Origin of the sequence: Paraburkholderia guartelaensis, assembly GCF_004353905.1 — a bacterium.
Taxonomy (GTDB): Bacteria; Pseudomonadota; Gammaproteobacteria; order Burkholderiales; family Burkholderiaceae; genus Paraburkholderia; species Paraburkholderia guartelaensis.
In genome coordinates, this window is the sequence record NZ_SMOD01000056.1 from 16116 (window position 1) to 42333 (window position 26218).

A 26218-nucleotide genomic window follows, 5' to 3' on the forward strand; every position below is an offset into this window, starting at 1 on the left:
TGCAGGTCTGCTAGGATTTCGCGATTCAGCCTATCGTCAAACATGAGCCTTTTCATTCGCAAGACCCGGCTGCTCGCGCATCTGCTGCGCGGCGCCTTGACCGTCGCGATGCGCTTTCCGCGTGCGAGCGCCGATCAGCGCCACGCCATGAACCGCGCCTGGTCCCTTAAGATGCTCGAGCTGTGCGGCCTGAAGCTCGTCGTGCACAACGACGCAGCGCGGCTCGACGCGGGCGCGCTCGTCGTGAGCAACCACATTTCGTGGATCGATATCTATGTGATCAACGCGTGGCGTCCCACGCCGTTCGTTTCGAAGGCCGAGATCCGCAACTGGCCCCTCATTGGCTGGTTCGCGCAGAACCTCGACACGGTGTTCGTCGAGCGCGAGAAGCGCAGTGACGCGAAGCGCATCATGCATGAGCTGGCGGCGCGGCTCGAGCGCGGCGAGCTGATGTGCGTGTTTCCCGAAGGCACGACCTCGGATGGCCTCGCGCTCAAGCCGTTTCACTCGAACATGTTCCAGGCGGCGGTATCGGCAGGGAGGCCCGTACAGCCGCTGTGCATTTTGTATGAGGATGCACAGGGGCGGCAGTCGGTGGCGCCGGCGTATATCGACGACCTTTCGCTGAAAGATTCGCTCGACGCGATGCTTAAGTCCGGGCCGCTGACGGCTCACGTTTATGTTGGTGAGGCGATCGAAGCGGGGGATGACCGGCGCAAGCTGGCGGCGCGGGCGCAGGAAGCGGTGGGGCAGGCGTTGGAGACGATGCGGGCGGAACCGGAGCATATGCAAGGACCCGGGGCCGTTCAGGTATCGTGACGCATCGACGCGTTATCGAAAATAAAACATCGAAAGCAGGACAGTCATCATGGATCGCACGGAACTCGGCGCGCATATTGCGGAGCGCCTCGAAGCAGAGCGCGCGCGATTGCGCGAACAATGGACACAGACGGCGCCCGTCAACCACTTCCATATCGACGACGTACTTCCGGAGGACGTTGCACGTGCAATCCGCGCGGCCTTCCCCGACACGTCGAAGATGATGCTGCGCAAGAGTTTGCGCGAGCTTAAATACGTGTCCGCGCAGATGGACGCGCACGCGCCCCTGCTCGAAGAGATCATTTTTGCGTTCCAAATGCCGCGTGTGGTCGAGCTCATCAAGGAGATTACCGGCCTGCGCTCGCTCTATCCGGACGAGCATCTCTATGCCGGCGGCATCTCGATGATGGGGCCGGGCCATTTCCTCAACCCGCATCTCGACAATTCGCACGACAAGGACCGCGAACGTTACCGCGTGCTGAATCTGCTCTATTACGTTTCGCCGGACTGGTCGCTGGAGAAGGGCGGCAACCTGGAAGTCTGGCCGAAGGGCACGAAAGCCGAACCCACGACGATCGTGAGCCGCTTCAACCGCCTCGCCGTGATGGTGACCAACCAGCACTCGTGGCATTCGGTGTCGAAGAACGCGAGCACGGAGCAGCGCTGCTGCGTATCGAACTACTACTTTTCGGATCACCCGGTGGGCGACGCCGAATACTTTCACCCGACCTCGTTTCGGGGGCGACCCGACGAGCCTGTACGCGACGTCGTGCTTCAGGCCGACGCCGCGGCGCGCGGACTCGTACGCCGCGTCTTTCCCAAAGGGGTGAAGAGCACCACGCACGTGTACAACAAGAAGCGCTGAGATGGCGCGGCTGCGTGGCGTTCAGCCGCTTGTCGCGCGGCAGCTCTCGCACGGCACCTGAGTGAGGAGGCGCTGGGACGGATCTGCGTGGAGGTGCACCGCTGAAAGCTGTTCGCCCCAAACGCAGCCCGAATCGAGCCCAACCACGTTCTTGCGCAGGGTGAGGCCGAGCGCCGCCCAATGGCCGAACACGACCGTGATGTCGGCGGTCTTGCGCCCGGGAACATCGAACCACGGCATAAAACCCGGCGGCGCCGAATCGAGGCCGCCGCTCGTGGTGAAGTCCATCGTGCCGTCTCGATCGCAAAAGCGCATGCGCGTGAGTGCGCTGCACGTCACGCGCAGTCGATCGATACCCTTCAGGTCCTTCGACCAACGGTTCGGTTCGTTGCCATAGAGGCCCGCGAGCGTCTCCTTCCAGTTGTCACGCCGCAAGGCCTTTTCGAGTTCGTGCGCGAGCTCCATCGTGAGATCGACATCCCATTGCGGCAGCACGCCCGCGTGCACCATCAGCATGCCGCTCTCGTAGTGCGCGACTGGACGGTGGCGCACCCAGTGCAACAGGTCATCGGCGTCGGGTGCGTTCAGGATGTCGTCGATGGTGTCGCCCTTTTTCGACTTGCGGATTCCCGCCGACACCGAAAGCAGATGCAGGTCGTGATTGCCCAGCACGGCAACGCCGCGCTCGCCGAGCGCGATCACTTCGCGCAGTGTCTCGAGCGATTCGGGTCCGCGATTGATCAGGTCGCCCGCAAACCACAGCGGCGTATGGGCAGAGGGCGCAGCCTTGGCGAGCAGCTCGCGAAACGGTGTGAGGCAGCCCTGGAGATCGCCGAAGGCGAGGGGGGCTGTAACGGGCGCATGCTTGGTCATTAAATCGGAATCAGTTGCAGTACGGCGCGGGAAGAGACAATGACGGTATCACAGGAATAGTTTTGCCGCGTGGTGTGAAGAGTAGGTGACGCGAGTCATTGATGCGGCCGAAGTGACCATCGGAGATGCGGCCGATTTGTCGTTATCGCGCGACAGGCGCAAGCATTAGCCGGAGGCGCATGCCTGTGACGGTGTCGAATCGGAATTTGTCAAGCTGTTTCAAGATGTTAGCGGTATGGTTTTCGCTCTCGCTGGCCTTATAATTGTCGGGCATAAAATCAGAGCCAGAGTATGCAAAGTGGTTAAAAGACGGGCATTTGCTCGCCAAACAGCCATTTTTACAGCATTCTTTCGAGCACTCTGCGTCCGGGGGCGCTAGGCCAGAGTTGCTATCAAACAGAGCTATAAAGGAGTTCCATGATTCTCGTGACGGGCGGTGCCGGCTTTATCGGCGCCAACTTTGTGCTTGACTGGCTGCGTCAATCGGATGAAGCCGTTCTGAACGTAGACAAGCTGACCTACGCGGGCAATCTTGGAACATTGCAGTCGCTGCAAGGCAATCCGAAGCACGTGTTTGCGCGCGTGGATATCTGCGACCGCGCGGCGCTCGACGCGCTCTTCGCTGAGCACAAGCCGCGTGCGGTGCTGCATTTCGCGGCAGAAAGCCATGTTGACCGCTCGATTCATGGTCCCGCCGATTTTGTTCAGACGAATGTCGTCGGCACTTTTACGCTGCTCGAAGCGGCTCGCCAGTACTGGACCGGTCTGCCTGACCCCGAAAAGGCCGCATTCCGCTTCCTGCACGTGTCCACCGACGAGGTATTCGGCTCGCTCTCCGCAACCGATCCACAATTCTCGGAAACTACGCCGTATGCGCCCAACAGCCCGTACTCGGCGACCAAGGCCGGCTCGGACCATCTCGTGCGCGCGTACCACCACACGTATGGCCTGCCGACGCTCACCACGAATTGCTCGAATAACTACGGCCCGTACCAGTTCCCCGAAAAGCTCATTCCGCTGATGATCGCCAATGCGCTCGCCGGCAAGCCGCTACCCGTGTACGGCGACGGCCAGAACGTGCGCGACTGGCTGTACGTGGGCGACCATTGCAGCGCGATTCGCGAAGTGCTCGCGCGCGGCAAGAGCGGCGAAACGTATAACGTCGGCGGCTGGAACGAGAAGAAGAATCTCGAAGTCGTGCACACGCTGTGCGACCTGCTCGACGAATTGCGTCCGAAGGCGACCGGTTCGTATCGCGACCAGATCACCTATGTGACCGATCGGCCCGGCCATGACCGCCGCTACGCGATCGACGCCCGCAAGCTCGAACGCGAGCTCGGCTGGAAGCCCGCAGAAACCTTCGAAACCGGTCTTGCGAAGACGGTGCGCTGGTATCTCGACAACCAGGCGTGGGCTGACGAAGTTGCTTCGGGCGACTATCGCAAGTGGGTCGAAACGAACTACGCGCAGCGCGCGTAAAGGCGGTCGATATGGCGCGCAAAGGCATTATTCTCGCCGGCGGTTCCGGCACCCGGCTCTATCCGATCACGCATGCCGTGTCGAAGCAGCTGCTGCCGGTGTACGACAAGCCGATGATCTACTACCCGCTCTCGACGCTGATGATTGCGGGTATTCGCGACGTGCTCATCATCTCGACGCCGCAGGACACGCCACGTTTCGAGTCGATGCTTGGAGATGGCAACCAGTGGGGCATGAACATCCAGTACGCGGTGCAGCCATCGCCGGATGGTCTCGCGCAGGCGTTCATCATCGGCAAGGAATTCGTGGGCAACGATCCGTCGGCGCTCATTCTTGGTGACAATATTTTCTACGGCCACGATCTCGCCAAGCAGCTGGAACGTGCCAGCTCCCAGGAGTCGGGCGCGACGGTGTTCGCGTACCACGTGCACGATCCGGAGCGCTATGGTGTGGTCGAGTTCGACAAGGGCTTTCGCGCGCTGTCGATCGAAGAGAAGCCCGCACAGCCGCGTTCGAATTACGCAGTCACGGGCCTGTACTTCTACGACAACCGCGTGTGCGACATCGCGGCGGACATCAAACCGTCCGCGCGTGGCGAACTGGAAATTACCGACGTCAATTCGCGCTACTTGAGCGATGGCGCGCTGAATGTAGAGATCATGGGCCGCGGCTATGCGTGGCTCGATACGGGCACGCACGACTCGCTTATTGAAGCGGCGACGTTCATTGCGACGCTGCAAAAGCGTCAGGGGCTGGTGGTCGCATGTCCTGAGGAAATCGCGTATCGCCAGTCGTGGATCGACGCGGAGCAACTTCAGGCGCTGGCCAAGCCGCTCGCCAAGAACGGCTACGGAAAATATTTGCTGAACATTCTTATGGATCAGGTCGCATGGCCATCACGGTAACCGCAACGGCACTCCCGGAAGTCAAGATCATCGAGCCGAAAGTCTTCGGCGATGCGCGCGGCTACTTTTACGAGAGCTTCAACGGCCGCGAGTTCGAAGAGCTGGTCGAACCTGGCGTCGTGTTCGTCCAGGACAACCATTCGCGTTCCGCGAAGGGCGTGTTGCGCGGCTTGCACTATCAGATCCAGCATGCGCAGGGCAAGCTCGTGCGCGTGGTGGAAGGTGAAGTGTTCGACGTGGCCGTCGACATACGCCGCAGCTCGCCGAATTTCGGCAAGTGGGTGGGTGTGCACCTCTCGGCTGAGAATCATCGTCAGTTGTGGGTGCCGCCTGGCTTTGCGCACGGCTTCGTCGTGCTGTCGGAGTCCGCGCAGTTCCTCTACAAGACGACCGACTACTGGTTCCCCGAGCACGAGCGCAGCATCGTGTGGAATGACGCTGATATCGGCATCGAATGGCCGGTCGACTTCGAACCGCTGCTGGCGGCGAAGGATGCGGCGGGCAAGCGGCTTGCCGAAGCCGAAGTGTTTGCGTGAGGGTGCGATGGCGCTACGCAAACACCCCACCATTCTGCTCACCGGCGTGAACGGCCAGGTCGGATTCGAACTGGCGCGCAGCCTGCAGGGGCTGGGTCGAGTCGTCGCGGCCGATCGCAACATGCTCGACCTGTCCGATCTGGACGCAGTGCGGCGTGTCGTGCTGGAAGTGAAGCCGCAACTCATCGTGAATCCGGCCGCACATACGGCGGTTGACAAAGCCGAGAGCGAACCGGACGCAGCGATGCGCCTGAACGCCCACGCGCCCGCCGTGCTCGCCGAAGCAGCAAAACAGCTCGGTGCGGGCCTCGTGCATTACTCGACCGACTATGTTTTTGACGGCACGAAGGATGGTGCGTACGTCGAAACGGATGAGGCCAACCCGCAGAACGTGTATGGGAAGAGCAAGCTTGCGGGCGAGCAGGCGGTTGCGGCGTCGGGCTGCGCGCATCTCATCTTCCGCACGAGCTGGGTGTATGGCACGCGAGGCAAGAATTTTCTGCTGACGATGCTGCGCCTTGGCGCTGAACGCGATGAACTGAGTGTCGTAGCGGACCAGATCGGCTCACCGACCTGGTCGAGCACGATAGCGGCGGTGACCGCGAACGTGCTGGCGCAGTTGACTGCCGCTCCAGATGGAGCCGAATGGTGGGCGCGGCATTCTGGCGTCTATCACCTTACGGCCGACGGCACGACCTCCTGGCACGGCTTCGCCGAGGCTATCTTCGAGGCGTCGGGCTTGCCGAAGAAGCCCACTGTCATGGCGATTCCGGCGTCTGCGTATCCGACGCCGGCCAAACGCCCCGGCAACTCCCAACTCTCGAACGACAAGCTTGCGCAGGTGTTCGGTGTACGGGCGCCGGAATGGCGGGAGGCATTGCGTTTGTGTATGGCGGCACGTTGACCGACTCAATTTGCTTCCGCCGCTGCCGACAAGGGTAAGGTTCGCTGTCGCGACTCGGACCCACGGGCGGTGGGAGCGACGTTTGTACATGTAATAATGACCTGTTTACCGCCCTTGACCTCAACATCACGGGCGGTGCCCTCGTACGCTCAACAGTAACGATTATGACGATTACCCCGGTCATTCTTTGTGGCGGCTCCGGTACACGCATGTGGCCGTTGTCCCGCAGTGGATATCCGAAACAGTTTCTGTCCCTTTGTGGCGATTTGACCTTGTTGCAGCAGACGGCCAGGAGGCTTGACGGTCTCGCTGACACCGCAGCGCCGCTGGTCATTTCGAATGAGCAGCAACGGTTTCTCGTTGCGGAGCAGTTGCGCGAGATCGGTGTGCAGGGTTGTGTGGCGCTCGAGCCCGTCGCTCGCAACACGGGACCCGCGATCGCAGCCGCCGCGTTGATTGCATCGAAGGATGACGCTGACGCGGTCCTGCTGGTGCTGCCGTCGGATCACATGATCGAAAACGACGATGTGTTCCGCGCGGTTGTCGAGAAGGCGCTGCCGCAGGCGGCCGAAGGAAAGCTGGTCACGTTCGGCATCGAGCCCACCGAGCCTCACACTGGCTACGGTTACATCCGGCGTGCAGCGGCTCGCGGAGCGAGCGGCAATGTTTTCGAGGTCGATTCGTTCGTCGAGAAGCCGGACGAGGCGCGGGCCAGGGCCTTCCTGGCGGAAGGCGGCTACTACTGGAACAGTGGCATGTTCCTGTTCCGCGCCGACGCATACCTGCGCGAACTGGCTCTGCATGCGCCGGACGTCCTCGAACAGGTCACGCAGGCAGTTGGCCTCGCGAAGCAGGATCTCGATTTCCTGCGTCTCGATCGTGATGCGTTTGCGGCAAGCCGTTCGGACTCGATTGACTATCTCGTGATGGAGCGTACCTCTCACGCAGTGGTAGTCGCGGCGGCCGGGATTGGCTGGAGCGACGTGGGCACGTGGAGCGCACTTGCCGCAATCAGTCCGCGGGACGAGCAGGGCAACACCTTGCAGGGGGACGTGATCGCGTTCGATGCGACCAACACGTTCGTGCGTAGTGAGTCCCGGATGGTGGCCGTACTCGGCGTCGACGACCTGGTCGTGGTCGAGACTGCCGACGCTGTGCTCGTCGCGAGCAAGGAGCGGGCGCAGGACGTCAAGAAGATCGTCGATCGGCTCAATGCGGCTGGCCGCGTCGAATCGGAATTGCATCGTAAGGTGGCACGCCCTTGGGGCACTTACGAAGGTGTGGATAGCGGCGATCGTTTCCAGGTGAAAAGGATCGTCGTTAATCCCGGCGCGTCGTTGTCGCTGCAGATGCATTACCACCGTGCGGAGCACTGGATCGTCGTGCGAGGCACTGCACGTGTCGTGAACGGCGACACCACACTGCTTCTCTCGGAAAACCAGTCGACCTATATTCCGCTCGGAACCCAGCATCGCCTGGAAAACCCAGGGAAGGTGCCGCTGGAGATGATCGAGGTCCAATCCGGCGCCTATCTTGGGGAAGACGATATCGTCCGTTTCGAAGATAACTATGGCCGGATGCACAACCGCTGATTTTGCGCGGCTCCCTTCATCGTCAGCATGTCTGCGCGCTGGGGAGCCAACAGTCTCTTCCTGAAGAAATATGCTGCGTCTAATTGACTATCCGAAACGCATGCTCCGCATGATCGTCACGAACCGTGGCCTTATCGCCGCACTGACGGTTCGTGAAGTGCTGGGCCGCTACCGTGGCTCGATGCTTGGCATGTTCTGGGCGGTCTTTCAACCCGTCCTCATGCTCGCCGTGTACACGTTCGTGTTCGGCGTGATTTTCCGTTCGCGTTGGCCGGGCGGCACAGGGTCGCGCGCTGAATTCGCGCTCGTGCTGTTTTCTGGTCTGCTCGTGTTCAACATGTTTGCCGAATGCCTGAACCGTGCGCCGAGCATCATCCTGTCGAACGTGAACTACGTAAAGCGCGTGGTGTTTCCACTGGAAATCCTGCCACTCGTGGCCGTCGCAGTTGCGCTCTTTCATCTCTTCATCAGCTTCCTGGTGTGGCTGGCGTTTTATCTGATTGCGATTGGCGTGCCGTCTATCACCGTGCTGCTGTTTCCCGTCGCTCTGCTTCCGCTGGTTTTCCTGTCGCTCGGTATCGCCTGGTTTTTCTCCGCGCTTGGTGTTTTCATTCGCGATACCGCGCAGATCACTGGCCTGTTCACGACTGTGTTGATGTTTCTTTCGCCCATCTTTTATTCGGCAGACTCCATCCCGCCGCGATTTCGCCCTGTCGCAGAGTTGAATCCGCTCGTTCCACTCATCGAGCAGGTCCGCCGGGTTTTGATGTGGCATGAAGGTCTTGACCTTCATGCGTATGTGCCAGTGCTGGTGCTGTCGATCGTCGTGTTGCTGGGCGGCTTCTGGTGGTTCGAGAAGACACGAAAAGGATTCGCCGATGTCCTCTGATTACGCCATCAAGATCGACAATCTGAGCAAGTGCTATCACATCTACGATCGTCCTCGGGACCGCTTGCTGCAGATGCTGTTTCGCGGCAGGCGCACCTACTTTCGCGAGTTCTGGGCCGTGCACGATGTTTCGTTCACGGTGGAGCGCGGTACGACGGTAGCGATCATCGGGCGCAATGGCGCAGGCAAGTCGACACTGTTGCAGATGATCTGCGGCACTCTCTCGCCTACCGAGGGAAATATTGAAGTTCGCGGCAGGGTAGCGGCATTGCTGGAGCTTGGCGCAGGCTTCAATCCCGAATTCACGGGCCGGGAGAACGTGTATCTGGCTGCTTCGCTGCACGGTTTGAGCCGGGAGCAAACCAATGCGCGGTTTGAGGCGATCAGTGCTTTCGCGGGTATTGGCGACTACGTGGACCAACCGGTCAAGACGTATTCGAGCGGCATGTTCGTACGGCTCGCATTCGCCGTGATCGCACACGTCGACGCCGATATCCTGATCGTCGACGAAGCGCTGAGCGTAGGTGACGCGTTCTTTCAGCAGAAGTGCATGCGCTTCCTGCTCGACTTCAAGGCGAACGGCGGCACGTTGCTGTTTGTCAGCCACGACATGAGCGCGGTGAACGCGCTTTGTGAGCACGCGATCCTGTTGCGCCGCGAAGGAACACAGTACCACTACGAAACGGGAACGCCGAAAGAGATCGCAATGATCTATCTACGCGATCTTTACTCGGAGAAGGCTGCTTCGCAAGTCGCTGAAATCGGAGCATCGAGCGGATCCGCCGGCGCATTACTGGCTGCTGCTTCATCGGGCGAGCGGACTGGGCAGGCACGCAGGTATGAGGTCGAATCCGTTGCGCCCGTGCGCTACCACGCATCGCAGTTCCGGGCTGAAGCGGAGAGCTTCGGTATCGGTGGCGCGACCATCACCGCGGTCTTCTTCCGGAACGGCGACGGGGAGGTGGTAAGCGAGTTCCACTCCGATGAAATGCTTAGCCTCGTGATACGGGCCACTGTGAAGTCGGATATGACTTATCCGTCGATCGGATTCGTGCTTAAAGACAACCATGGGCAAAAGCTGATCGCCGAGAGTACCGACAGTTATCTGCGCGAGCGCGCGATCTTCGCTAGTGCAGGCTCGGAAATCGAGGCGACGTTTTCCATGTGCTTCCCAGCGCTCATCCGGGGCGAATACCCGATCGACGTCGCCTTCGCGGAAGGGCCGGGTAACGATCACGTGCAGCACCATCTGATGCATGACGTCATGGTGCTGACCGCGCTCGGAAGCAATCTCGTACATGGCAAGTTTGGCGCACCGTCGCTTTCCATTACCTTCGATGTGACTCAATCTGAAAGTCTGTCCGATGGCGCAAATGCAATGTAAGTACGGCTTCTTCGAGATATCCGGTAACCGCGGACTCGCGGTGGATTCGCTGCGGCTGTACGGAGAGTTCGCCGAGCGTCAGCTCGTCATGATGCAGCGCTTTTTCGTGCCGGGTAGTGTCGTCGCCGACATCGGGGCCGATGTCGGCGCGTACGCGATAGCGTTCGCTCGCCACGCCCACGACGCGGGGCGCATTCACGCGCTTGAGATGCGAGGCGCCACAGCCGATGCGTTGAAGGCCAACGTTGAGCGCAATTTCTTGCAGGACGTAGTGCTGACGCGCGAGGTTGACGGCGGAATAAACGCTTCGTCGGGCGACGCGCTTTGGGGGGCATTCGAGTCGCTGGCGCTACCGAGCGTCGATCTCGTTCACATCGGGCGTGGAGTGGCCGTATCGCCGGCAGCGCTGTTCGATTCGGCGACAGGGACCATCGGCCGATGCCGACCGGTCATATGCGTCGATCCCACTACTGTGCAGGATGGCGAGGCTTGGCTTGTTGCTGCGAAGCGCGAGCGCTACACGGTATTCGGACACGCCGCGTTCGCGTTCAATCCGGAAAACTATCGTCGCTGTACCGAGAATATGTATGGCGACGCACGCGATTGCATGCTGATCCTCATGCCGGACGAGCAGGGTGAGCGTTTCCTTACTCATGATTTGCACCCGGTCACATCCCTCGAGGATCTGCGCGCGTGGGTGCAGGAGGCGGTGGCGCAAACAAACGTTACACGCTCGACAACCTTTGCCGGGCACTTCACGCCCTGGACCGGGATGCGCGAGACTGCCGCGGGAGCACCCAACGACGGTTTTTCTCCGCCTTACGAGGCAGTCTGCTCAAAGAACGAACTGCACATCGTTGTCCCTTTCTACAAGAAAGAGGAGCTCGTTCCGCAACTGTTCGGTTCGCTCAATGCGATCGGCGACGAACTGCGCCGGCTAGGCGCGAAGGTCTTCTTCTACAACGACAGTCCCGACTACGCACCCCTCCAGGCAGCACTCGAGATCTGTCGTTTCGATGACCCCGCGATTAGCTTCGAGGTGGTCACAAACGAGAATAACCTGGGCTTCATCGGAACCTGCAACCGGGCGTTCGCGCGCGCGAAGGCGGCACGTGCGGAGGTCGTTCTGCTGAACTCGGACACGATCGTGTTCCCCGGAGCGTTGAGCGAGATACTCGATGTAGCTGCGCTCGATCCGATGATCGGCTTCGTTTCGCCGCGGAGCAACAATGCAACCATCGCAACGCTGCCTTATTCATTTCTCGATCAGGACGTGACTCCGCAGCGGGGTTACGCGGCATTCGTGCAGACTGCACCGACTTTGCCGCGTTACTCATTCGTACCCACGGCGGTTGGTTTTTGTCTGTTGATCAAGTGGACTGTCCATAGCGAGCTAGGCGGTTTCGATCCTGTCTACGGAACCGGATACAACGAAGAAAACGATCTGGTCATGCGCGCGAACCGCTGCGGCTATCGTGCGGTTCTCGCGAATCGGGCCTTCGTCTGGCACATGGGTGAGCAATCGTTCGCCGAGTCCTCGCGGGCCAAGGCCGCTCGTGAGGCGAAAAACGCGCCAGTTCTTCATGCGCGTTATCCGGAGTATCCGCAACTCATCCATTCGTATTTCGCGTCGCCGGAATTCCGGGCGGAAACGTTGATTGAATACGCTGGCGGCACGAACGGACAACTCGTCTACGCGTTCGATTTTTCCAGCTTTGGTCCGTACTTCAACGGAACATTCGAATCGGGCATCAAGCTGCTCGAGGCGGCCGTACGCACCTGGCCCAGGCATTGCAAGATCGCCGTGTACATGCAGAAGGCGGCGTGGGACTTCCACGGTCTCTCACGTCTGGAAGGCGTGGCACGGCTGGAGGTCGACGGACAATCGGAAAAGGTCACCGCCATCGTGCGTATTGGCCAGCCGTTCGATGTCGATGCCATGTCACGGCTCGTGAACCGAGCCCCGGTAGTCGGCATCTTCATGCTGGATACGATCGCATATGACTGTGGCTATCTGTCGTTGAACTTCGATGCGCGTATCTGGCACTTCGCGCTTCGCCATATCGACGTGCTGTTCACGAACTCGCGCTTCACACTCGATCGCATTACGAACCGCTTCGAGATAGGTTCAGCTGTGATCCAGAAGGTGTCGGCGCACTCTCTTGACATCACCGAATACGGCTCGCCGAGCGAAAAGCGCGATGAGGACAAGTCGCACATTTTCGTGATTGGCAACCACTTCAACCATAAGTTCGTACGCCCGACAGTGGACGCTATCGCTGCTGCGTTTCCCGGTGAGCGCATTGTTGCTGTGGGCTATGGCGATAAGCCGTCACCGCACGCAAACGTCGAGGTTTTTCAGGCCGGACATCTCTCGGACGAGGCGTTCGAGAAGTTTTATTCAAACGCCCGCGCAGTTGTGTTCCCCAGTCACTACGAAGGCTTCGGCTTTCCGGTCCTGCACGCGCTGGCACGCAGACGGCCGATTTACGTGCGGGATTCTGCGCTATATCGCGAGTTGGCCGCTGGTGCCGAAGGCGCGGAGAACATTCATTTCTTTTGCACGATCGAAGATCTGATCTCCGATATCCGCGAAAACGGTATGCATTGGAAGACGCCGGAAACGACGGGTGAACGCGGAGGCTGGGATCGCTCGGCGCGGGAGGTGTTCGCCACGATGGAAGAGGCGCGACGAACTGTGAGGTACGGTACGCTTGTAGATCGCCTGCGCCAGTTCGATCAGCTTCGACTCGCGATCAGCGGCGGTGGCACTGTTGCGCCGACCCCCGGGAAGTGGGTCGGCATGAGAGTCGAGGCGGGCGTTGAACGCGTGCTGCGTGTACCGGGCATGAAACCGCTGGCGCGTCGTTGTTGGCGCTTCGCTCGACGCTTGAGGAACAGGCGTAAGGGCAACTAGTAACGGAATGACGATGACATCGATTCGGGGCTATAGCACAGATCGCGAAGGGACCATGAATGCAGTGACGAGGACCCGGCTGTCGGACGACCTCTCCGCGGCGCGCGTACTGGTTGTCGGAGACGTCATGCTGGACCGGTACTGGTTCGGTGACGTTCATCGCATATCGCCGGAAGCGCCGGTACCCGTCGTGCACGTTTCCAGCGCCGAGGATCGCCTCGGCGGAGCAGCAAACGTAGCCCGCAATATCGCCGCGCTGAATGCGCGGTCGGGGCTGCTGTGCGTGGTCGGTACTGACGAGGCTGGCGAGCAGATCGTTTCCTTGCTGCGCGACAGTCGTGTGCAGGCGCATCTTGAGCGCGATCCTTCGTTGCCTACCACCATCAAGCTGCGTGTGCTGTCGCGTCATCAGCAATTGCTCAGGGTGGACTTTGAGAGCGCGCCGGCCCACGAGGTGCTGCTCGCCGGGCTGGCACGCTTCGAGGCGCTGTTGCCGTCGCACGACGTGATTCTCATGTCCGACTACGCAAAGGGCGGCCTTACGCACGTCACGAAGATGATTGCCGCTGCGCGCGAGGCGGGCAAGCCAGTGCTGATCGATCCGAAAGGTGACGACTGGGAGCGCTACCGGGGAGCGACGCTGATTACGCCGAATCGCGCCGAACTCAAGCAAGTCGTTGGTCAGTGGAAGTCCGAAGACGATCTTCATGCACGCGTCGCACGCTTGCGCGAGGAGCTCGAGCTAGAGGCGCTCCTTCTGACGCGATCGGAGGAGGGCATGACGCTCTTTACCGATGCGGGTGCGATGCACGAATCGGCGCGTGCACGCGAAGTCTATGACGTGTCGGGCGCCGGGGACACGGTTATCGCCACGCTCGCGGCGATGCTCGGCGCCGGCGCGTCGCTGGCCGATGCTGTCTCCGTTGCGAACCGGGCGGCCGGTATCGTGGTCGGGAAACTGGGCACTGCAACAGTCGAATTTAACGAACTCTTTCCCGATGCGGTGACCGATATGCAGGACACCGCGCTGGAGACTCAATCATGACCCTCATCGTCACCGGCGCGGCCGGCTTCATCGGCAGCAACATCGTCAAGGCGCTGAACGAACGCGGCGAAGACCGCATCATCGCCGTCGACAATCTCACCCGCGCGGACAAATTCAGGAATCTCGTCGATTGCGAGATCGACGACTACATCGACAAGACCGAGTTCGTCGAGCGCTTTGCGCGCGGCGATTTCGGCGATGTGCGCGCGGTGTTCCATGAAGGCGCCTGTTCGGACACGATGGAAACCGACGGCCGCTACATGATGGACAACAACTTCCGCTATAGCCGCGCCGTGCTCGACGCGTGCCTCGCGCAGCGCGTGCAGTTTCTGTACGCGTCGTCGGCGGCAATTTACGGCGGCTCGACGCGCTTCGTCGAAGAGCGCGACGTGGAAGCGCCGCTCAATGTGTACGGCTATTCGAAGTTCCTGTTCGACCAGGTGATCCGCCGCGTGCTGCCCACGGCGCAAAGCCAGATTGCGGGCTTTCGCTATTTCAACGTGTACGGTCCGCGCGAAACGCACAAGGCGCGCATGGCGTCGGTGGCGTTCCACAATTTCAACCAGTTCCGCGCCGAAGGCCGCGTGAAGCTGTTCGGCGAATACAACGGTTATGCGCCGGGCGAGCAGACGCGCGACTTCGTCTCCGTCGAGGACGTGGTGAAGGTGAACCTGTTCTTCTTCGATCATCCGGAGAAGACGGGCATCTTCAATCTGGGCAGCGGCCGCGCCCAGCCGTTCAACGACATCGCCACGACCGTGGTGAACACGCTGCGTGCGATGGAAGGCAAGCCCGCGCTCTCGCTCGCGGAGCAGGTCAAGGAAGGTCTGATCGAGTACATCCCGTTCCCCGATGCGCTGCGCGGCAAGTATCAGTGCTTCACGCAAGCGGACCAGTCGAAGCTGCGCGCAGCGGGCTACGACGCGCCGTTCCTGACGGTGCAGGAAGGGGTGGATCGTTACGTACGTTGGCTCGCGCAGGAGTGAGCCTGAATTGCGCTGCTGCGCAGTCGCGCACTCAGAGTATTTGAATAACAGGCAAATAATTTGCCGAGAGAAGTGTTGGAGAAGCTGATGCAATCGGACAATTTGTTCGAAACTGTTGGTACCCGTCACGGGCAGGTAACACTATTCGCTAACGATACGGGGGCTATCAGCGATTCGTTACGCCTGTATGGCGAATGGGCGCAAAACGAATTAAGTTTCATGTTGTCCATGGTGCACCCGGGCGACACTGTGATCGATGTGGGTGGCTATATCGGTACGCACACCCTGGCGTTCGCCCGTCACGTTGGGGAACATGGACAGGTCGTTACGATCGAGGCGCAGGCACGCAGCTTTGATTTGTTGAGCCGAAACATCCGCGACAACGGCCTCGCCAATGTCCGTGCGGAAAATGCGATCGCTTCGGCGGTGGCGAAGGAAGAACACATTCCCGCCATCGATATCGAAACGCCTGCGAGTTATGGCAGCGCATCGTTGCGGGACGTGTTCGTACCGGGGGCACGGCAGCACGAATCCAGCGGTGCATCGGAATTCCGCGTGAAGTCGATCGCCCTCGACGAACTGCCCGTCGCTTCCTGTGCGCTCATCAAGATCGATGTGGAGGGCATGGAGGACATGGTCTTGCGCGGCGCCGGGGAATTGATACGCCGCCATGGACCTGCCATTTATGCGGAGTGCAACTCGCTCGAAGATGGGCTGCGCTGTTTCAGGCTGTTGAGAGAATACGGTTATCGGGTTCGGGCACATGTCGTACTAGCCTTCAATGAGGATAACTTTCTGCACTGCAGTCAGAACGTTTTCATGGGCGCGCGCGAAGTGGCTCTGGTGGGAACGCCTGAGGCGTCGGATCCGCTCGAAGGTTACGAGGTTCGTCAGTGCGAGTTGTTGCTCGATATTGAAACCGCTGACGATCTGGCGCTTGCCCTGCTGAACAAGCCGCAGTACGACCATGAGGTGCTGCGCGCCAGCGCGGCGGCGCGCTCAGGTGGTACTGCTGTGCTGGACGCTGCGGTCGCATTGAGGGAATCGGCGCGGCAGGCAGCGGAGAAGGAAGAGCGAATTGTGCGAGAGTTGAAAGAGCACCACGCGCAAGAACTCGACGACCGTGAACGCAAGATTGCTGGGGCGGAGGAAGAAAACAGCAAGCTGCTGGCCGAGGTGGACCGACTCCGGGCAGAAGTAACTCGCGCAATGGAGTCGGAGCGTTCGGCGCGGGAGGCATCAGCGGAACTACAGCGGGCTACCGACCAGATCACGCAGTCGATGATCTGGCGCATAACGGCACCGCTACGCGCGTTAGGCAAAAAGAATACAGATCGCTGACCGAATGCGATCGCGGGATTGAGAGATACATCGGGGCCTTCGGGCTGGCAGGAACGTTTTTGAGGCGATGAAAGGATGAGAATCGTTATCGGTCTGGTAGAGCATATCGGCGACATCGTCGCGTGTGAGCCGGTTGCCCGTTACCTGAAGATGAAGCACCCCGACAGCACGGTGGCGTGGGTTGTCAACAAAGCCTATCGCGAGCTTATTGATTCGAATCCTCACGTCGATGAGACGGTGGCCGTCGATTGCCTGACGGACTGGATCAAGATCTCCCGGCATGGGGGATACGACAAGGTCGTCGATCTGCACGTCAACTACCGTGTTTGTTCGCATTGCCGTGTTCCGCTGATCAAGGATCAGGGCAATCCATTCATTAACGCCTACGAGTGGCTGGACTATGGCGCGTTGCTCGAAGCGTTCTCGATGGGCGCCGGGCTGCCGAAGCTTTCGGCGGCTCCACGGCTCTATATCGGCGATGCAGACCGCCGTGCGGTTGACGCGCTGGGGCTTCCGGCGCAGTACTGTGTGATCCACCGCGAGTCGAACAACGTCGACAAAGACTGGACCAGTGAAAACTGGCAGGCACTGGCGCGCTGGATTGCGACGGAACTGAAGCTGCCGATCGTGGAGGTCGGTGTGAGCAAGGAGGGCGAACCGTCCCCGCTGGCTGCACTGGCTACCGACCTGAGAAGCCGTACGAGCATCCTCGCAACGGCAGAGGTCATTCGCCGTGCGCGTTTCTTTATCGGCGTCGACAGCGGCCCGTCGCATCTCGCGAACGCCGTATGCACGCCTGGCGTCGTCCTGCTCGGCCGTATGGGCGCATTTCGTCAGTACACGCCGTATACGGGCCTCTATGGCAGCGACGCGCCGGAGGTTAAGCTCGCCCGCAATCTGCTCGGTCCCGCGCACGAGTTGCGGGCTCAGGATGTCATCGAGGCCACGCGCTATGTGGCCAATATCCTTGACGGGCGAGGCGAGAATTCGGAAAGCAGCCCGGTGGTGCCCAAGGCGCCACCAAAATCTATTGCCTTTGACGACACGGATATCGCGCTGCTGCGCCAGTCTTCGCTTTACGATGCGGCTTGGTACATGCTGCACCACCCAGAAGTCGAGGCGTCGAAAATGGATCCGGCCGAGCATTATCTGACCATCGGCGGCGCGCTCGGATATCGCCCCGGTCCGGAATTCGATGTGAAGCAGTACCTGAAGCGCAATGAGGATGTAGCCGCCTCGGGCATGAACCCGGTGCTACATTACATTCGTTTCGGCGAACTCGAAGGGCGCGCTGGCGCAGTGCAGACGCAACCGGCAGGTGGGCATCACGACCTCAAGCTCGAGAGCAATGGCCGGTCACTGTACGCCGATCCGCCGCGCCTTTCGGACGCCCTGGAGCAACCCACCATCGTGCTGTCGTCGCGAGAGGCCCAGGTGCCGGATGCCGAACTGCCTCGCACGTTCGCTTTTTATCTGCCGCAATTCCACCCGATTCCAGAGAACAATTGGGCGCACGGCCCCGGTTTTACCGAGTGGAACAACGTCATCAAGGCAAAGCCGCTGTTCAAGGGGCATTACCAGCCGAAGATTCCCGGGGAACTCGGCTACTATGATTTGCGCTCGTTCGACGTCATGCGCCAGCAGGTCGAGCTGGCGACGGAGTATGGCATTTCGGGCTTGTGCTTCTACTACTACTATTTCCATGGCAAGAAGCTGCTTTACAAGCCGATCGAGAATTACATCAATTCCGATCTGAAAATGCCGTTCTTCTTCCTTTGGGCAAACGAGAACTGGAGCAAGCGCTGGGATGGTGGCGACAACGAGGTCATCATCGCCCAGCAGCACTCGAAGGAAGATGACCTTGCTTTCATCCGGGAACTGATGCCCCTTTTTGAGGATGACCGCTACACGAAGGTGAACGGTAAGCCGGTGCTGTGCATCTATAAGGCGCATTTGTTCCCGGACATTCTCAGCACAACCGAGATCTGGCGCGACGAGATGGCTCGGCGCGGATTCCCTGGAATCTATCTGGTGATGGTCGACGACTGGACGCCTGAGCCGCCGCAACCGCGACAACTTGGTTTCGATGCGAGCTACGAGATTCCTTCGAATGTTGTGCCGCCCGACGTGCTCAGTCGCGAGACCGATTCGCTCGACCTGCCGGAGAATTTCACGGGTCGAATCGTTGACTATGACAGATTTGCGCGATTCCACATGAGTAGGCCCGCGCCGGAGTACCGCCGGTTCCGCACCGTGATGCTGCCTTGGGACAATACCCCGCGCTATGGCTCGCGTGCACTTGTGCACGTCAATACGGAAGGCGACTCTTACCGGTTGTGGCTCGCACAGGCATTGCTCGATACCTACAGGCGCTACCCGGCCGAGGAACGGATCGTGTTCCTGCATTCGTGGAATGAATGGTGCGAAGGAACCTACCTCGAGCCGGACGGCCGGCGTGGACGCCGGTATCTTGAAGAAACGCGTGACGCGATTGCCGACGTAAAGAACGTCCTCGCGCTGCAAGGCAGCGAGGAGTACGCGCGGGCGCTGGCGTTGCTCGAGCGGGTCCAGCGTGTCAAGGACGAGGGCGCGTACCGGATTTTCCAGGCGGCGCGCGCGCAATCCGGCGCACTGTGGCGGGATCGCGAGGCGCTGCGCACCGAGCTTGCGGCCGCGCGATCGGCGAACGTGAACGAGGAACCGGCCAATTCGGGCAGGCCTGCGTTGGGGGCAGTGAAGCATCGGTTGCGTCGGATAATTAGCGACCGACGTTGACCATGCCGCGGCGTGCGCAAAGTCGCCTGCGTGAGCAAGGCAGCTTTGCGTGCCCGGTTGTTTCTGCAGTTACGCTCGGGAATAGAATAACCGACGTATGGGGCTCTAGCTGTGCCACGGCTCGTACGCGAAATGAGCCCTCGTGCGAGCCCGGATATCCGGCCGACCAGCGAGGGTTCGTTGCTTTGCGTAGCAGCGCCCTCTGCACTTGATTGTTGGCCCAGCCCCTGACTTTCCTCCATTCCAGATGAGCGTGACGACTTCTCCCGCGACGTCCGTTGGCATTGCAATGTGTACATGCAACGGTATCGCTTTCCTTGATGCGCAACTGCAGTCTTTGACTGACCAGTCGCGTCTACCAGATCAGATCGTTGTGAGCGATGATCGCTCCGACGACGGCACCTGGGAGCATCTTGTTGAGTGGAGCGAGTATGTGCGTTCGTCTATGGGCATACGGGTCACGCTTCTTCGCAATGAGAAGCGGCTGGGTGTGACGCGCAACTTCGAACAAGCGATACGCGCGCTCGATACCTGCATTATTTTTCTTGCGGACCAGGATGACGTTTGGGCGCACGATAAGATTGCGATTATGGGCGCCTACCTCGAAACACACCCGTCAGCACTCCTTGTGCATTCCGACGCGGAGTTAGTTGACGAGGATGATCGAGACCTTGGACAAACGCTCTTCCAGTCGCTTTACCTTTCCGCAGCAGAACGCGTGCTGGTCCAGCAGCAGCGGTTCTTCGAAGTCTATTGCCGCCGGAATCTCGTGACAGGGACGGCCGCTGCTTTCCGGCGCGAATTGCTTGACGTCGCGCTGCCTATTCCCCCCGAATGGCTGCATGACGAGTGGCTTGCGGCCTGTGCAGCGGCATGGAAAGCGGTCGCGATGCTGCCGGAAAAGCTGGTCCGCTATCGACAACATGGCCGGAATGCAATTGGCGTCCCGACGGGCAGGATTTCGTGGCTCGCCGCTTACGTGAGGCGAGCGATCGCGTTGCCGCGTGACCGGTATCTGGCGCGCAAGATCTCGCGATTTGGGGTGCTGCACCGGCGACTGGGCGAAACACAGTTCGTACGCGCTGATGCGTTGGCGCTGTTGGCCGAAGCCGAGCAGCACTTTATCCGTCGGCGCGAGTTCCCACGCAATCCGGTGCAACGGGTTGCTTCGATTGTCAGGGAGGCGCGCACTAGAAGCTACCAACGTTTTGCCGATGGAGTGGCGGGTATGGTGCGCGACCTCATCAACCGCTAGTGTTGCGAGCCGGAAAGTTGCTTTGCTCACTATAGGCGGCTTTGTTGGAAGTCAGGCAGCCTTCACAAGGGGGCCCTCCCAGGATGATCCAATTCGTGGGGTGGAATCCTTGATAAAATGCACCTTTCTTCGGCGTAAGTCTCGCGAAAAGCATCAGTCAGCGAAGTCTGGACTCGTTGCAATGGCAACGCTCATGTGTTCGCACTCGCGACACAGAAGATTACACCGCAGTGCTCCGCCGGCCCATCTGAAGGGCAAATATCCGAGTTCGTCCAGAGTGGCCATATCGAGATGCGCTTGCTGGTGACGATTAGGATTGCGGTGGGCTCGCGAAAGCTTTGGGGATATCGATCAAACAAATGAAGGTACTATCTCGCGGTCTTTTTCTGTTGGGTCTTGCAGTAGCTCTCGTCACAACAGCAGGCGTCGTCCTCAATTACTCTCCCGTCCCATATTGGGACCAGTGGATCGGTAACGTTGACTGGTACATGAAAGCCAATCAGAGTTGGTGGCCGGCTTTCTGGTCGCTGCACAACGAGCACCGCCTGCTGTTCTCCCGCCTGATCTTCTATCCTGACATGCGCTGGTTCGGCGGCGTGAACGTCCTCTCGTTCATCAGCAATGTCGTGATGTGTGGCCTGATGGCGCTGTCTTTATGGCGTGCCGCGATTTTCCGAAGCGGAATGACTGCGGAAGCGAAGCTTGCGACGGCCGGGATCATCCTGGCGTTTTGTTTTTCGTGGATGCAGAGGGACAACTTTACCTGGGCGTTCCAGAACCAGTGGTTTGCCGTCGGGATGTTCGCGATTCTCGCTTTCCACGCGCTTGCACTCAGTGCGGCAGGCGGATATTCGAAACGCTGGTTCGCGGCAGGCATTTTCGCAGCACTCACATCTGCGTTTTCGATGGCAAACGGGAGTTTGGCATGGCCAGTATTTATTTTGCTGATGGCCTACTATCGATTCCCGCTCCGATATTTTGCGGTCGCCATAGTCGTAGCACTCATGGAAGTCTTCTTTTACTTCCACCACGCGGACGGCGCGATGGGAACTCTGCAGCACGGTACCCCGGGATGGGTGCTGCGACATGATCCTGTGGGCCTCGTGCGGTACGCCGTCGCCTACCTCGGTTCGCCCATCTACCACCCGTTCCATCGGTTCAAACTGGCAACGCTGGCAGGCTTGCTGGTTGTAGTCGGCACGGCAACAGGATTTGTTTGCGCGTGCAAGAACCGGGACATGAAGGTCATGCCGTTGCTCGCGACGGCCATATTCATGTGCATCACGGCGCTAGCGACAGGGATTGGTCGTCTGACTCTTGGGCTTGAAAGCGTGTTTGAGCCGCGCTATGCGACCAACGGCTTGCTCGCCTGGGCATCGATCCTGTTGTTCTGGGCGGTGAATCTGAAGCGGGAGACGATGCGCCCATTGGTTTATGGTGGCATCGGCGTCGGTCTCCTGTCCGTTCTGGTCGTTCAGCCAGCAGCGTTTACCGGCAATCCCGACGTGCTCTACGGAAGGCTGGTAGCTGGTCAGGCAATGCGCGACGATATTTTCGATCGGCAGTACATGCAAGCGTTGTGGTTCGCTGGGCCGAACGGCGATGCAATCAAGCCGATCGTCCTTCAGGCACAGAAGGAGTCGATCAGCATTTTGCGCCCCAATGCAACCGGCTACGACACACCGCCCGATCACATAGATTCAACTAAGACCTGCCCAGGTGCGTATGACAGTACGAAGCCCACGGAGACACCAGGATGGCAGCGCGCAGAAGGATGGACCTATGCGGATCACGGAAGGGCTCGCACTGTGGCGATCACAGACGCGTCTGGAAAGACTGTTGGTTCTGGCGTGGTCGGCGGGTACCGACCCGACGCTGCTGCGGCTGTTGGCACGAGGAATAAGCGGCTCGGATGGGTGGCTTTCTATCGCGATACGCCCAACATTCATGTGTTTGCGAAGACCGGCACCGGGTATTGCATGATCCGATGACGGTTTGAACTGACTCGTGGCAGCGGTCAGTATGCTTTCTCCCGGTCAGCACAGGAAAATTAAACGGCCTTGGGACAGACACTTCCCAGTCGTACTGGGGAGTGTCAATTTGCTAGAGGCGCGCTCCGCCAGCTACGGAAAGTCAGTTTCGTGGATGGCGTACCGTTTCGAGCGCGCTGGAGCGAGTCTGACCCTTATGGTGTCACATTGGCTGCACATTAGTGCGCCTTCCTTCACCTATAATGGGCCTTCCTTACCGTGGAGGAAGGTTATGTCGCTTTTGAACGTCGCTCGGAAGTTCTTGAAAGACGATGCCCCTGTAACGGATTCGAAACCAGACTGGAAAGTTGAGCGTAAGTTTTCGCACCCGCAGCGATACACACAGAACTATGCGAAGTACGTTGCCTTGGGCGGGCTGGTCGAACCGGAAGAGGATGCCGCGAGGTTTGCAAACGGTCAGGACTCTCACAACGGCGACATGGGTCGGTTCTATTCGCTCTGTCTCATCTCCGACCTGGTAGCAAAGCATAAGGTACCGGGTGATTTCGTCGAATTCGGTGTCTGGCAAGGTAATACCGCCGAAGTTTTGGCCGCCTTCGCGCGTCGGCAGCAACGAACCCTCTACTTGCTCGACACCTTCGAGGGCTTTCCGGACGAAGATCTCGATAAGGACGAAAAGCATCTGACTGGGACGTTCAAAGATACGAGCCTTGAGGCCGTAAAAGGTCGCGTTGGTGAGGAGGGGACCGTATTCGTCAAGGGCCACTTTCCTGAAACGGCATCGCAATTGCCTGACGACGGCCAATATGCGATCGTGCACATCGACTGCGATCTATACGTCCCGATGGTTGCGGCTTTGGAGTATTTTTATCCGCGTATGGCACCGGGCGGCTTTATCCTCATGCATGACTACGGAAGCCTCTGTTGGGATGGGGCAGAAAAGGCCGTGGAGGAATTCTTTGCCGATAAGGCAGAGGGCATCATGCCATTACCCGATCTCTGCAGTACTGTAGTCGTGCGGAAGAATAAGAAAGCTCGCTACCGATAAATTCCAATTCGCGCATGCATTGCATGCGATTACAAGAGCGGTCGTCACGACCGTTTGCACTGTCGCCTATTTAAAACGATCTAGGGGGTAATCAATATATATCCACCTTGCCGACAAAAAATAAGCGGGGATTCTGAGAATTTTCGACTTGCAGTTAATGGTCGTGATTTACGTATAGCGAGGGTGAGTTATCTGATCCAAGGTATGCGGCGCGTTGCGCTTCCCTGGTCGCATCGACTCACACGCCGCGTACCAAGGCAAGTATGGGGCGCTGATACAGGCGCGAGAATTGCACATCGTCGGCACGGTACTTGGTATATTCAGTTCTTGGATAGGATGTTACGCAGTTCTGCAACGTTAATTAGACTTTCTACGAAGGAGAGTTGTAATGGCGCAAAGCACTGTAGCGGAAGTAAGTTGGCCAGATTTGCTTATCCCGAAAGCACCACAGAAATATACGGAAAATATTGAAAAATATCGCGCGCGCGGCGGAATTCTCGATCCGCAGACGGATATCTTGAAGTTCTCCCATAACGACCAGGCGAGATTCTTCGCATTCTGTTTGATCATCGATCAACTCGCGAAGGACAATATCAGCGGAGACTTTGCGGAACTCGGCGTGTTCAAGGGCAACTCAGCGCAGTTCCTGGCGGCGATTGCGCGTCGGCTTGGCCGAACGACCTATCTGCTGGACACGTTTGAAGGGTTTGATGCGATGGATCTCTCCGAAAACGAGTCGCAGTTGAATGGGGCATTCGCTGATACAAGCCTTGATGCAGTTCGCGAAAAGGTTGGCGACGATCAAACGGTTTTTATCAAGGGTCGCTTCCCTGATACCGCCCCGCAGTTGCCAGCCGCCGGTACGTATTCGCTCGTCCATATTGATTGCGATCTTGGCGAACCCATGGCTGCAGGACTTCACTATTTTTATCCTCGCGTTCGGCCCGGCGGCTTCATTATCATGCACGATTACAACAGTCTATATTGGGACGGGGCTGAAACGGCCATTGATAGGTTCTTTGCGGATAAGCCGGAAAGCATTGTTCCGTTGCCGGATTTATGTGGCTCGGTAGTCGTGCGAAAGAACAAAGAGACTTATTACAGTTAGATTGCCATCAACCCGCCGGCCGCATGCCGGTCCGGGTTGTACTAGTTACCCTAAACCGTTTGGCGAAGTGTAAGAGTGCCCCACTTTATAAGCGATTTCACAGGTTCGTTGTCGACCCGAACTTCAAGCTGTTGCGGGTTTCCGAAGGAGCAACACTATCTGTTCGGTCAGGAGGGCTTCGCGGTCGTAGGCCTCGAGAAGATTTAGCGGGATTTCGCGTTCGGCCGTGGTCCGATAGTCCCGGATCACTTCAAAGCCAGCGGATTCCGCGAGCCTTCGGAGTTGTGGTGCCGTCATGCGGTTGAGCGTGTCGTATGTTTCCCAAAGCGTCTTGCGTTCGTCTGCAGTGGCGGCATTCAGCGGGATATAAACGGCCCACTCATTTCTGACCTTGGCAGGTGTTTCAGGCGCCTCGAACAGGCGGCGCCTGAACGTGTCAGCCTGCATCGTCAGGTGAGCCCACGGCTCGACGAGCCAGGGCATCATGTGCGATCCGTTCGGTGAGTAGTAGAGCGGATCGATCTGCAGGAAAAAGTGGCCACCTGGTTTGAGCGCGTTGAAAACTGAGGTCATTGCCTGAGGAAGCATGTCTTGCGCGACGTGCTCGAAGACCGACCAGCTATATGCGACATCAAACGCTCCGAATTCGGTCAGGTCGGCGCCCGGGGCGATTTTGCGCAGGAACAGGTTACGGGGAAGCTCGCGGACGCCGAGTTGCGACTGCGCGAGCGTCCGACACTGCTCGTGTACATCCAGAATCTCCACGCCGACCACACGCTGAGCCTCTTTGCGAAGGGCCACGCCGAGTGCCATTGTTCCCTCACCGCATCCGAACTCGAGCACGTCCTTTTTATGTAGGCCACCACTATCTGATAGCCAGTCTGCAATGATGTCGGGTACGTTGACGAATTTGGTCCGATACAGGGGATCCCGAATATTTTCGATCAACTGTTCGATCTGCACTTGGCCTCTCCGAAATTCCTATTTCCAAGGATAGTATTTTACCGGTAAGCGCCAGGGGAGGGCATCTTGCTAGCGTCGGGTACGCAGGCGACGATCGTGTCCAACTAAATTTGAACTGGACAGGTTCTACACGATGTGGGCGGCGGTGATGCGGTCCAGCAGGTGGTTTGTGCCGTTACAGACGCGTCTGGGGGCAACCGGCACAGGCGACATCCATATCGACGCGTGTCGGGGCAGCTACGGAGGCGAGCAATCGTCAATAGTGGTGTACGCGGGCGGGACGGCATGATCAGGCGGCCAGCGCTTGAGGAGCCGGTGTGCTATCAATCACCGGGGTTCCGTCTTTGAAGGGAACACCCTTCAGAAGCTGATCAATTTTCTCGGCACCGCGAATCTTCCTCCAGCCCTGCTCGGCCGCTTCAATCAGCTTGAACGCCATGGCGAGGAAGGTCGCGCGCGACAGACAGTTACGCGTGCGGCTCGTGCGATGGCGTACCGTCGCAAACGTCGATTCGATTGGATTCGTGGTCCGCACATGCTGCC

20 protein-coding genes and 1 pseudogene are annotated in these 26218 nt (G+C 59.2%); 18 read left to right on the forward strand and 3 right to left on the reverse strand.

Features of this window, described 5'->3' with window-relative positions:
* Window positions 1-42 precede the first annotated feature (42 nt).
* Both E1N52_RS38685 and E1N52_RS38690 read left to right on the forward strand, forming a co-directional pair.
* On the forward strand, window positions 43-819 hold the full coding sequence (locus E1N52_RS38685; protein WP_133189874.1) for a lysophospholipid acyltransferase family protein: 777 nt from the start codon (window positions 43-45) through the stop codon (window positions 817-819).
* Between the two features lie 49 nt (window positions 820-868).
* Entirely contained in the window at window positions 869-1684 is an 816-nt protein-coding gene (locus E1N52_RS38690) for a 2OG-Fe(II) oxygenase (protein WP_133189876.1), read from the forward strand.
* A gap of 21 nt (window positions 1685-1705) precedes the next feature.
* On the opposite strand, the gene E1N52_RS38695 is transcribed toward E1N52_RS38690, so the two are convergent.
* Complete coding sequence (locus E1N52_RS38695; protein WP_133189878.1) at window positions 1706-2557, reverse strand: symmetrical bis(5'-nucleosyl)-tetraphosphatase; 852 nt, start codon at window positions 2555-2557, stop codon at window positions 1706-1708.
* Window positions 2558-2974: 417 nt separating this feature from the next.
* Between E1N52_RS38695 and rfbB the strand changes: the two genes are divergently transcribed.
* From rfbB to E1N52_RS38775, 16 genes are all read left to right on the forward strand, one after another.
* Window positions 2975-4036 (forward strand): dTDP-glucose 4,6-dehydratase, encoded by a 1062-nt coding sequence (gene rfbB / locus E1N52_RS38700; protein WP_133189880.1) that lies wholly within the window; start codon window positions 2975-2977, stop codon window positions 4034-4036.
* Between the two features lie 11 nt (window positions 4037-4047).
* Window positions 4048-4941, forward strand: a complete 894-nt coding sequence (gene rfbA, locus E1N52_RS38705; protein ID WP_133189882.1) for a glucose-1-phosphate thymidylyltransferase RfbA — start codon at window positions 4048-4050, stop codon at window positions 4939-4941.
* Window positions 4926-5477 carry a dTDP-4-dehydrorhamnose 3,5-epimerase gene (rfbC, locus tag E1N52_RS38710; protein ID WP_133189884.1) on the forward strand — a complete coding sequence of 184 codons (552 nt, stop codon included), beginning with the start codon at window positions 4926-4928 and terminating at the stop codon, window positions 5475-5477. The genes rfbA and rfbC overlap by 16 nt, the downstream gene beginning before the upstream one ends.
* Before the next feature lie 7 nt (window positions 5478-5484).
* Window positions 5485-6381, forward strand: a complete 897-nt coding sequence (gene rfbD / locus E1N52_RS38715) for a dTDP-4-dehydrorhamnose reductase (RefSeq protein WP_133189886.1) — start codon at window positions 5485-5487, stop codon at window positions 6379-6381.
* Between the two features lie 164 nt (window positions 6382-6545).
* On the forward strand, window positions 6546-7973 hold the full coding sequence (locus E1N52_RS38720; protein WP_133189888.1) for a mannose-1-phosphate guanylyltransferase/mannose-6-phosphate isomerase: 1428 nt from the start codon (window positions 6546-6548) through the stop codon (window positions 7971-7973).
* A 109-nt stretch (window positions 7974-8082) separates the two neighbouring features.
* Window positions 8083-8862 carry an ABC transporter permease gene (locus tag E1N52_RS38725; protein ID WP_246089405.1) on the forward strand — a complete coding sequence of 260 codons (780 nt, stop codon included), beginning with the start codon at window positions 8083-8085 and terminating at the stop codon, window positions 8860-8862.
* On the forward strand, window positions 8747-10246 hold the full coding sequence (locus tag E1N52_RS38730) for an ABC transporter ATP-binding protein (RefSeq protein WP_205965740.1): 1500 nt from the start codon (window positions 8747-8749) through the stop codon (window positions 10244-10246). The genes E1N52_RS38725 and E1N52_RS38730 overlap by 116 nt, the downstream gene beginning before the upstream one ends.
* A complete protein-coding gene (locus tag E1N52_RS38735) occupies window positions 10227-13163 on the forward strand; it encodes a glycosyltransferase (protein ID WP_133189892.1) in 2937 nt (978 codons plus the stop codon). Before E1N52_RS38730 ends, E1N52_RS38735 begins: the two co-directional genes overlap by 20 nt.
* 55 nt (window positions 13164-13218) lie before the next feature.
* On the forward strand, window positions 13219-14208 hold the full coding sequence (gene rfaE1 / locus E1N52_RS38740; RefSeq protein WP_133189894.1) for a D-glycero-beta-D-manno-heptose-7-phosphate kinase: 990 nt from the start codon (window positions 13219-13221) through the stop codon (window positions 14206-14208).
* The gene (rfaD, locus tag E1N52_RS38745; protein ID WP_133189896.1) at window positions 14205-15194 is read left to right on the forward strand and encodes an ADP-glyceromanno-heptose 6-epimerase; all 990 of its coding nucleotides are present in this window, start codon (window positions 14205-14207) and stop codon (window positions 15192-15194) included. The genes rfaE1 and rfaD overlap by 4 nt, the downstream gene beginning before the upstream one ends.
* A gap of 87 nt (window positions 15195-15281) precedes the next feature.
* A complete protein-coding gene (locus E1N52_RS38750) occupies window positions 15282-16535 on the forward strand; it encodes an FkbM family methyltransferase (RefSeq protein ID WP_133189898.1) in 1254 nt (417 codons plus the stop codon).
* 75 nt (window positions 16536-16610) lie between these two features.
* Complete coding sequence (locus E1N52_RS38755) at window positions 16611-19310, forward strand: glycoside hydrolase family 99-like domain-containing protein (protein ID WP_133189900.1); 2700 nt, start codon at window positions 16611-16613, stop codon at window positions 19308-19310.
* A 247-nt stretch (window positions 19311-19557) separates the two neighbouring features.
* The gene (locus tag E1N52_RS38760) at window positions 19558-20565 is read left to right on the forward strand and encodes a glycosyltransferase family 2 protein (RefSeq protein ID WP_246089406.1); all 1008 of its coding nucleotides are present in this window, start codon (window positions 19558-19560) and stop codon (window positions 20563-20565) included.
* Window positions 20566-20924: 359 nt separating this feature from the next.
* Window positions 20925-22556, forward strand: a complete 1632-nt coding sequence (locus E1N52_RS38765; protein ID WP_133189902.1) for a hypothetical protein — start codon at window positions 20925-20927, stop codon at window positions 22554-22556.
* A gap of 271 nt (window positions 22557-22827) precedes the next feature.
* The gene (locus E1N52_RS38770; RefSeq protein WP_165979549.1) at window positions 22828-23604 is read left to right on the forward strand and encodes a TylF/MycF/NovP-related O-methyltransferase; all 777 of its coding nucleotides are present in this window, start codon (window positions 22828-22830) and stop codon (window positions 23602-23604) included.
* Window positions 23605-23992: 388 nt separating this feature from the next.
* On the forward strand, window positions 23993-24712 hold the full coding sequence (locus tag E1N52_RS38775) for a TylF/MycF/NovP-related O-methyltransferase (protein ID WP_133189906.1): 720 nt from the start codon (window positions 23993-23995) through the stop codon (window positions 24710-24712).
* A gap of 123 nt (window positions 24713-24835) precedes the next feature.
* Here the strand turns inward: E1N52_RS38775 and E1N52_RS38780 are convergent, their stop codons facing one another.
* Together E1N52_RS38780 and E1N52_RS38790 are read right to left on the reverse strand one after the other, a co-directional pair.
* Complete coding sequence (locus E1N52_RS38780; RefSeq protein ID WP_133189908.1) at window positions 24836-25675, reverse strand: SAM-dependent methyltransferase; 840 nt, start codon at window positions 25673-25675, stop codon at window positions 24836-24838.
* A 289-nt stretch (window positions 25676-25964) separates the two neighbouring features.
* Window positions 25965-26218: pseudogene (locus E1N52_RS38790) on the reverse strand (IS256 family transposase); the annotation flags it as partial.